This window comes from Bowmanella yangjiangensis, from assembly GCF_017255015.1.
GTDB lineage: Bacteria > Pseudomonadota > Gammaproteobacteria > Enterobacterales > Alteromonadaceae > Bowmanella > Bowmanella yangjiangensis.
This window is the reverse complement of the sequence record NZ_JAFKCS010000231.1, coordinates 1-1,312: the sequence shown is the minus strand read 5'-3', so window position 1 is coordinate 1,312 and position 1,312 is coordinate 1. Positions and strand designations below refer to the sequence as shown.

The window sequence follows — 1,312 nt, the reverse complement described above, 5'->3', positions numbered from 1 at the left end:
AAGCCCAGCGCGATCAACGAGGTCCTCCGCACCTGAGACGGGGCGTTGAACACAAGAGGCCGCACACGCGGCCTCTTTTTTTGCCCTGCCTCGACGGCAGGCGGGGCGCCTGCGCTCAGCTAGCCGGTACAGGTCGTATTGTTCGGGAACAGGCAGCATCGGATAATGCCGCCAGAGCACCAACGCTCCCAATCGAAGATATGGAAAGTCTGTTCGATGAACCGCATAAACCGCACCGCCCTTCTCGCCTCAACCCTGCTGCTGTCCTCCACCGCACACGCCAGTGATAGCGGACTGTCCGATACGCTCAAGGCATTCGCCAACTGTGATGCCAGCTTCTTCTCGAGCATTCAGGCCCACAGTAAAACCTGGGAGCAATACGTACCGATCGAGCGTGCAGGCGAGGTTGCCTGGATTGCAGTTGAAAACCGAGCCCGTCGCTCGGCGAACTCCGTTCCAGTACGTCACACGCCGGAGGTCGCCGGTATAAAGCTACTGTCCTACTCGGACGAAAGCTCCGACCTCGGGACCATGGGCTACTACCTGTTCTGGGGTTTCATCGCAGAAGGCAGCGCGGAGGACGTCGCTCGACAGCTCGGCAAGCTGATGGATCACCCCGAACGCTTGCAATCACTTGGCCCGACCTACGTTCGCAGTGAAATCAAGGATGGCAATCGCTGGCAGATGATCCCGCCGATCCCCGGAGCCCCGGGCACCAAGCGCCTCGAGCGGGTGCTGCTGATTGAGCCGGTAACCGGGCAAAGCGCCCAAACCCGCATCAGTTGTTCCCTGCAGGGTGCCGTCGATGCCGCGACCCTCGCAGCGTTACGCCCGGACATTCCAGCGACTGACTACCCCCAGGAAGTGCCTGATACGTCCATGGACAGCGTGGCATTACCGGAGGGCCTGACCAACGCGATTGACGCTCCTCTCCTGCAGCCGAAGTTCAAGTCGTTGCGCTATACGTACCGGTCACAGACAAATGGCAACCAAGCACCTTCTTCGGTATCGATAGCACTCGATGCCGAAGGATCGCTACTGAGAAAGAAAGAAACCTACAGCGAGACTTTTCATGTCGACCGTCTCGTCAAAGCGGACCTCGTCCAACTGAAGGCAAAGATGAACGGCATGGGAGTCAGCAACGTACTCGTGACCCAGACGCTGGAAGCTGCAATCCCTGCAAGCTGGAGCAGCGGTCAGGTCCTGAGCGCAAGAATGCACCATGAAAACGTTCCCCCAACCCCTCAGGACGAACCCGTGAACACCTTTCTGGAGTGCAAGGTAGGCGGACGCTTTCCTGCCCGTCAGGTAT

The 1,312-nt window shown here is 59.1% G+C and carries 1 protein-coding gene; it reads left to right on the top strand.

Annotated elements, in window-relative coordinates; genetic code table 11:
- Nucleotides 1-216: 216 nt before the first annotated feature.
- Nucleotides 217-1,312, top strand: a 1,096-nt coding sequence (locus tag J0A65_RS23590) for a hypothetical protein (RefSeq protein ID WP_206596719.1), incomplete at its 3' end; no start/stop codon positions are given.